The sequence below is a fragment of the Propioniciclava sp. MC1683 genome, assembly GCF_014164675.1.
Taxonomy (GTDB): Bacteria; Actinomycetota; Actinomycetes; order Propionibacteriales; family Propionibacteriaceae; genus Propioniciclava.
The window spans coordinates 1-1,001 of sequence record NZ_JACJFX010000104.1; the positions used below are offsets into that span (position 1 = coordinate 1).

A 1,001-nucleotide genomic window follows, 5' to 3' on the forward strand; every position below is an offset into this window, starting at 1 on the left:
CTTCACCAACTCCAGCTCAAGTGGATCGTGTTGGCGCCCGGTTCACGCGTCGTGCAGGGGTTCAGCAGGTGGGGCGTGCTGTATCGGCCGGGTCTAGCGTGACGGGTCGACAAAGCATGTCAGGCCCGCCGGGGTCCCGGATTGATGGTGTCCCCGGACCAGCTCATGTTGTCGTCCACACCAACCTCGAACGCCTCCAGGGCGGGATCGGCGAGCACGGCGTCCGCGACCGCGCGCTCGCAACCGAGCAGCGTGAACCCGAAGTCGATCTCGGTGGCCAGACACCAACCGTGGTCGTCCGGCCATACGAGGTTCGCCGACTGCACGAAGCTCTCGTCCTCGACCCACGTCTCGTGCGCGGCCAGGGGCGCCCGGAACAGGTGGTAGCGCCGGTGCGGCAGGGCCAACACCGGCTCGGCACCCCCCGGGACCCGGCTCGGCACCGGGACCTCGTAGGTCATCAGATCGGGGTGGTGCGCCTCGACCGCGCCGCCTCCCCAGAACCCGTAGCCCTCCCACACCGCGTAGGTCACGTCCCCAGACGCCTGCAGGTGCGCGACCAGCGCGTCGTGGTCGGGGCGCGGGAGATGGCCATCCGGCGGCCACAGGCTCGGGTGGCGCAGGGTGTCGAACATGTGGCTCCACTGCGCCAGGGGATGCAGGACGCGTCCATTGGACGCAGCAATCTCCCGCCAGCGGCGTCCATCCGGCAGGGGGTGCAGGACCCGCACATACGCCGCGAAGCCCGTCGGCACCATGGCACCCACCGGAACCCCAGCCGGTCCCCACGGCAGCAGCCGGGGCGCGAGCCAAGCCGACAGGGCGGCGTCCGTCGTGTGGCGAGGTAGGGCCATACCGCAAGGGTAAGGCCGTAGCGCCCCACTCCTGATGTGCGGGAACGGGGCCACCCGCTCGTCGTTGCGGACAGCGTTCAACACGAAGGCATACCGCGCTGCGGCAAGCGGAGCCGACACACGACCCTCGCGCAACCCGCGGCAGAT

General features: G+C 70.1%; 1 protein-coding gene. It reads right to left on the bottom strand.

The window, feature by feature from the left end; genetic code table 11:
* Positions 1 to 119: 119 nt before the first annotated feature.
* A complete protein-coding gene (locus tag H5397_RS17420) occupies positions 120 to 854 on the bottom strand; it encodes a hypothetical protein (protein ID WP_182819010.1) in 735 nt (244 codons plus the stop codon).
* Between the last annotated feature and the right edge of the window lie 147 nt (positions 855 to 1,001).